General features: G+C 59.8%; 3 protein-coding genes. 1 reads left to right on the top strand and 2 read right to left on the bottom strand.

From position 1 onward, the window contains the following. Positions 1 to 441 precede the first annotated feature (441 nt). Complete coding sequence (locus tag OXT71_10850; GenBank protein MDE2926883.1) at positions 442 to 852, top strand: hypothetical protein; 411 nt, start codon at positions 442 to 444, stop codon at positions 850 to 852. A 199-nt stretch (positions 853 to 1,051) separates the two neighbouring features. Here OXT71_10850 and OXT71_10845 read toward each other — a convergent pair whose 3' ends face one another. Both OXT71_10845 and OXT71_10840 read right to left on the bottom strand, forming a co-directional pair. Further along, positions 1,052 to 1,594 carry a hypothetical protein gene (locus tag OXT71_10845; GenBank protein ID MDE2926882.1) on the bottom strand — a complete coding sequence of 181 codons (543 nt, stop codon included), beginning with the start codon at positions 1,592 to 1,594 and terminating at the stop codon, positions 1,052 to 1,054. Positions 1,595 to 1,677: 83 nt separating this feature from the next. Continuing rightward, on the bottom strand, positions 1,678 to 5,397 hold the full coding sequence (locus tag OXT71_10840) for a leucine-rich repeat domain-containing protein (GenBank protein MDE2926881.1): 3,720 nt from the start codon (positions 5,395 to 5,397) through the stop codon (positions 1,678 to 1,680). Positions 5,398 to 6,297: the final 900 nt, after the last annotated feature.

The raw sequence follows: 6,297 nt of genomic DNA, 5'->3' as shown, positions 1-6,297 counted from the left end.
CCCCGCGCCCGCACCGGGCAGCAAAAAGGGGGGGTCGCTCCCGTCCACCTCCGATTTCCCCGAGCGGCACGGCAGACCCGAAAAAATGGCCGTAACTGCATGAGCGAGAAAGATAATCGGGGAAATCACGTGTGTAAGTTGGGAGACTCCCATGATGTAAGTCGTCCTCTTTGTCTCTCTTACACTCCTGGATCGACACGGTGTGGCGCTCTTTACCTGTCAAAATGAGGCCCCTGGCAAGCGTGGCGCCCGCCACGAGAGCGTCGCGAACGTCGTCGTCGATCTCCACGCCGACGGCGCGATCTTCCGCCCATGGTTGCAACTCGACAGCACGCTTCAGCGCGGCCGTTGGGCCGCCGTAGAAGTCAAGTAGGTCCCCAAATCCTTTGTATAGGGACATCCGTCCGGCTTCTACGGGCTGAGCGCAGGTGGTGTGCTAACATGGAACTGGCCTTGGTCGGAATGAGGTTCAAGATGGACAAGATGAAGACTGAGAGCATTGAGAGGATTGAGAGGACTGCGGACGGAGTGAGGATTGAAAGGATCGAAAGGGTCGAGATTGAGACTGGAGCGACGATCAACAGGCGGGAGATGGCCCACCGGCTGGCCGAAGCTGCAGTCAACGGTGCGGTTGCAGCTGTAACTGCGGGTGGCGTCGCTGGCCTTCTCTCGACCGACGAGCTAGACAAGCCAGTACAACTCTCCATAAAGGCAAGAGCAGGAACCCCACGGGCTTCGTTCGACCTGACCGCCGTGCCTCCTCCCCAAGTACGCACCGGGAGAGTCTCCATTAAGTCCGGCGTGCCGACGATCAAGGTGCGCGGCGTCAGGATCCCCCCTTCGGCGGCCTGATTCCTTCCAGGCGCAGCCACCGCCCACCCGCCGATCCACAGTTTTCCAGGGTCAGTTCGACCTTTCAGCTGGTTACGGAGGGGAGACTTGACGAAGCCGGGACTGGCGGCGGTAATTGATTCCGAACAAGTGGAACGGATTAAGGAAAAGGGCTGGCATCCCTGCCGACCCTTTTCGTTTCTTCTGTTGCTGCTAGTCGCTAGTCCCCCGGTCCTTCGCCACACTCATTCATGGCCAGATAGAGGCTCACGAACTTCTTAACGTAGTCTAGAGTCTTATCTACCGCTACCTCCGGGTCCTCGATATTCAGCCCGTAAGTCTGCCGGTGCCACACGTTAGCTCGTATCGTGCGTTTGGTGTTTGGAAGTTGCAGACTCCTCTCAAAGCTAACTGTCGTGAAGAAAACCTTGTTTGCGAGGCTGATGTCTAGTTCCACTATCAGCATCGGGCCATAGTCGTCATGGGTAGGATATAGCTTGATTGTCTCTAGTATCTTCCGTGTTTCGCGTGCCAGACGATGCCTAGTGACTTTCGGCACGTTGTTGGTTGTCCAGTCAGGGTAGGTGTCCAGGTCAGTAGTCCCTGAACGTATCATCATCGGCTCGCATCCGGTGTCGAGATGCGGCCAAACTGCTTCGCCTCTCCTCAGCGGCTTGGGCGGTATGTACACGGTGTCTTGCTCCTGTCCGTGGACACCGTGGACAGGTGACATTAGAGCTAGCGCTAGCAGCAACAGCATCATGTAACGAGACTCCTTTCTGCGGTCTGGCCACTCATTTTATGAGGTGCCAGTGGTATCCGTTGACTCCAGCTACTCTCGTCAGGTCATCGGAGCACCGGGACCATCGGCAATGTGGTGAAGATCCGGTTGTCCGCATCCATCTCCAGGGCCACTCCCGTGAAGGATCCGCCCGGGGGCGCCGTGCAGAGGACCGAACCGGCGAAGTCGAAGGTATCAGCGTCCTTGAAGAGTTCGTTGATGAAACGGGCGACCTGACCGCCGGCGTCCAGGTCGATCTCCGTCTCAGCAATCATGCGACCGTTCTGCATCAGTGCGCAGGTCAACGTCATGGCTTCCGGTTCCAGATTGCGGACCGCAGCTCCGGTGTTGATCCCGTTCTCCTGGCTCCGGACGGGGAACATCGCGACCGCGACGGGTAGGCTGGCGCCTATCCCCGCCACCCCCACGCTTGGGACGTCAAAACGCAGGACCCCGCCCAGGGGACCGTCAGACTCCACCCGCATCGATCCCGTCACCAGTTCCCCCTGCCCATGGGTCGAGATCGTGAGTTCGCTCAGCGCCACCATTTCTGTCGCAACGCTGAGTGCTCCGTCCTCTCGAACCTCCAGGTCTCCCATCACTTCCACGACCGACTCCGCGTCAATTTGGGCGCCCTGCTGATCGTAGAAGAAGACGGAGGGCCGGATTGGATCGGCGCCCACGTTCACCAACACCAAATCCGATCGAATGGACGATCCGTTCCCGAAATGCGCGAAGACCAACGTCCCTTCCCCGCTCCCGTCCGCCAACGGCTCTACCGGCACCATCGGCAATGTTGTGAAGATCCGATTATCGGTATCCATTTCCACGGCCACTCCCGTGAAGAGTTGGCCGCGCGGCGCCGTACAGCGCACCGACCCAACGAAGTCGGACGTGTCGGTCTGGGTGAACACTTCATCGAGGAACCGGGCCGCTTGCCCGTCGCGCGTCAGTGAGATCTGCGTCTCTTCCAGCACAGTGCCTGCTTGCAGCAACTGACACCGCACCCTCATCCACCCGGATCCTCGGTTACGGATCGCGACTGCCGTGCGAATCCCTCCCGCCTGGTTTCGAGCCGGAAATAGTGCGTCCCGAACGCGCGGACTCGCTCCCACCCCGGCAACTCCGATGACCGGATTGTCATAGCGCAGGACTCCTCCGATGGGACCTTCGGACTCCACGCGCACCGATCCCGAAACCACCACGCGTGGAGGGTGAGTCGAGATCGTGCGCTCCCCCAGAGGCTCGATGCTCGTCCGAACCTTCACCGAGCCGTCCTCTTGGATCTCCAGATCCTCCCGCATCTCGACCAGCCATCCACCGGACAGGAGATTCCCTCCGCGGTCCAGGAAGGAGATGACCGGACGGATCGGTTCGTCGCCCACGTTCACCAACACCAATTCGGACGCGATCGATTTCCCATTGGCGAAATGGGCAAAGTGCAGGTTTGGTGCCTCCAGAACGTTCAGCGGCAAGTGGGGAGACTTGACCAGAGTAAGGTCCGAATAAGTGGAGTTCGGCATCTCCGGCAACTCGCCGATATCCACGAAGACGGCAGAGGCCGGGCCCGGTTTCCGGGAAACTGTGAACGTGGCGCTATACACGCTGCCCCTGGGGATGTTGATGTGGCTCGAACCGCCGTCGAGGACGCCGTTGACGACGTTGATCGGCAACACGATATCAAAGAGGGCCCCGGTATCGGCCCGGGCTCTGAACCGGCCTTCCCCAGCGAATTCCAGCGAAATCATTGTGGTCAGTAGGCGCCAATTACCACGCAGAGAGAGTCTTTGCAGCGAGGGAAGGCCGGAAAAGATCCCCTCTGGCAGCGTGGTCAGGCGATTGGCAGCCAGATCGAGCGTTTCCAACGAGGACAGCCCCGAGAAGATGCCGGGCGGCAGCGACGTCAGCCGGTTGTCTCTCAGATTGAGTCCTTCCAGCGAGTACAGCCCGGAGAAGACCCCTGCTGGCAGGGTCGTCAGATGATTGTCCACCAGATTGAGCTGTCTCAAGGACGAGAGTCCGGAGAAGACCCCGATCGGCAACGTCGTCAGGCCATTGTGACTCAGTCCGAGCCATTTCAGTGAGGACAACTCGGAAAAGATCCCGGCTGGCAGCGTCGTCAGATGGTTAACCTCCAGATCGAGTGTTTCCAGCGAAGACAAACCAGAGAAAACGCCGACCGGCAGCGTCATCAGGTCGTTGCTTGCCAGATTGAGTGTTTCCAGCGAAGACAAACCGGCGAAGACCCCAACCGGCAACGTCGTCAGGTCGTTCCAACGCAGGTAGAGCACTCGCAGTGAGGACAAACCGGAGAAGGCCCCGACCGGCAGCGTCGTCAGGTCGTTACTACCCAGATAGAGCCATTCCAGCGACGACAACCCGGAGAAGGCCCCGGCTGGCAGCGTTGTCAGGCCGTTGTCATCCAGGCTGAGCTGTTCCAGCGACGAAAGTCCCGCGAAAGTCCCGGCCGGCAACGTAGTCAGGCCGTTGCCACCCAGACTCAGCCACTCAAGCGAGGACAAACCGGAGAAGACTCCGGTCGGCAACGGCGTCAGGCCATTATCATTCAACCCGAGCCCTTGCAGCGAGGACAAACCGGAGAAGATTCCGGCGGGCAGAGTCGTCAGCTCGTTGCCACCCAGATAGAGCCTTTCCAGCGAGGACAGATCTGCGAAAATTTCGGCCGGCAACGTAGTCAGGCCGTTGCCAACCAGAATGAGCTCTCTCAGCGAGGACAGCTCGGAGAAGACTCCGGTCGGCAACGGCGTCAGACCGTTACTACCCAGATTGAGCTCTTCCAGCGACGATAATCCCGCGAAAATTCCGGCTGGCAGCGTCGTCAGCCGATTGTCGCTCAGGTGGAGCCCTACCAGCGAGGACAGTTCCGCGAAAATCCCGGCCGGCAGCGTCGTCAATCGATTGTCTATCAAATCGATCGATTCCACCGAGGACAGTCCCGCGAAAATTCCGGCCGGCAGCGTCGTCAGTAGGTTGTCGCTCAAATCGAGCTCTTTCAACGACGACAACCCGGAGAAGACCCCGGCCGGTAGCTCGGTCAATCCATTGAAAGCCAGGTTGAGCGATTCCAGCGAGGACAGTCCCGCAAAAACACCAGCCGGCAGCGTCGTCGGGTCGCCGAATCTCAAATGGAGCCCTTTCAGCGTGGGCAACCCGGAGAAGAGGTCATCGGGCAGAGTACCCGCGATGTACAGAGTGAGCGATTGGAGCGAGGTGAGTTCCGAGAAAAGGTCACCGGACTGGGGAACCACATCGTTGTAAACCAGGGACAGCCAGAGCGATTGGAGCGAGGTGAGTCCCGAGAAGATCCCGGCCGGTAGCTTGGTCAATGGATTGTGATCTAGATTGAGCGATTCCAGGGAGGAAAGCCCGTGGAAGAGGGCCACCGGCAGGGTCTTCAGTTTGTTGGCCTGCAACCGGAGTCCTTCCAACGAGGACAGTCCGAAAAAATCCCCCGCTTTTAATCCTAGAATGGGATTCGGGAGATCGCCGACGGGAACACCCCAAATCTCGTACGGCCCTGCCAAATTGAGGACACCATCAATCTCAGCCAGATGTGCCTCTGTTACATCGCCACAATCAGAAACCTCCGGAATCTTCTCCACGATAGCGTCGCGCACTGCCGGAGTCCGGTCGCAGATGGGGACGATCTGCGCCGTGGCTTTCTCCGGTACAGCCAGTAGAAACAAGCCCAAAGTTACCGTTAGCACCGAGGTCGTGGATCTCAATCGGCAAAAATGTGCGATCTTCAGGGTGTGTAATGACATCCGGAACGGTTCCTCCAGGCAGAAGGGTCAGCCTTCGACAGTATTCAATGATGCGGCAGAGCCCCTTTTGGCCCAAGTGTAGAAGGAGCTACCGACCCGGCGGATAGAATCCTTGCCTCGTTATTCAAACGAATGGACTCACGGGGCTGGGCAAGAAGTAGGCGTCTCTGGACCGTGGACCCCGCTGGAAACCGGGGGAACAAGTGCGTGGATCAGAGGACGACAAAGTTTTCTATGGGAGTTTGTCCGGTAGGGCGGATCGGAGACGAGGAAGGGGTAACATCCCTCACCCGGCCGGACCTGGAACTCCCGGCATTTGGCACCGGTTCGCTCGAACCTCATGACGGTGGCCGAGGCGCGGCCTCGCTGGAAGCTTCGATTGCCGCAGTCCGGACAGCGGTAAGCGCGGCGGTCGCGGAGCCTCTCCACTGCCTACTTCCTGAGGGTCTCCAAGCGTTCCTCGGGGATGTCAGGGGCGCTCATGCGTCCCATCTTGCCCGCCACGGGTGTCTTTTGTGGCCTTCCCGCTAGGGATCAATTAGACGGGAGCGACCCCCCAGGCGATGGCACGCCAGTGCACATCAGCCTGCCCCGCTGTGCCGATCCGGGAGGCAAAAAGGGGGGGTCGCTCCCGTCCACCTCCGCTTTCCCCGAGCGGCACCGCCGAGCTGCGAGGTGAGCCGTAACCCCAACGGGGACAGCAGGTTAGAGAAAAGTCGCCGTGCACGTCCAAGAGCCCTCATGGTGCACATGCCCCCCGTTGTCTGATGTGCACTCCCCGAGCGGCACGGAACCCCACTTTTCAGCGGTAAGAATCGACCTCCCGGACGCCAGCTCGAACGCCAGATCCCGAAGCCTGCCGGGAGGACCACCACGGCGGCTCAACGCCGCCGGCCGGAC

The sequence above is a fragment of the Acidobacteriota bacterium genome (assembly GCA_028874215.1).
Taxonomy (GTDB): domain Bacteria; phylum Acidobacteriota; class UBA6911; order RPQK01; family JAJDTT01; genus JAJDTT01.
The sequence above is the reverse complement of the archived record's forward strand: the minus strand, read 5'-3'. Positions and strand labels throughout refer to the sequence as shown.

Coding starts and splice junctions, on each gene's coding strand:
- OXT71_10850 (MDE2926883.1), top strand. CDS start 442: ATGGAACTGGCCTTGGTCGGAATGAGGTTCAAGATGGACAAGATGAAG.
- OXT71_10840 (MDE2926881.1), bottom strand. CDS start 5,397: ATGTCATTACACACCCTGAAGATCGCACATTTTTGCCGATTGAGATCC.
- OXT71_10845 (MDE2926882.1), bottom strand. CDS start 1,594: ATGATGCTGTTGCTGCTAGCGCTAGCTCTAATGTCACCTGTCCACGGT.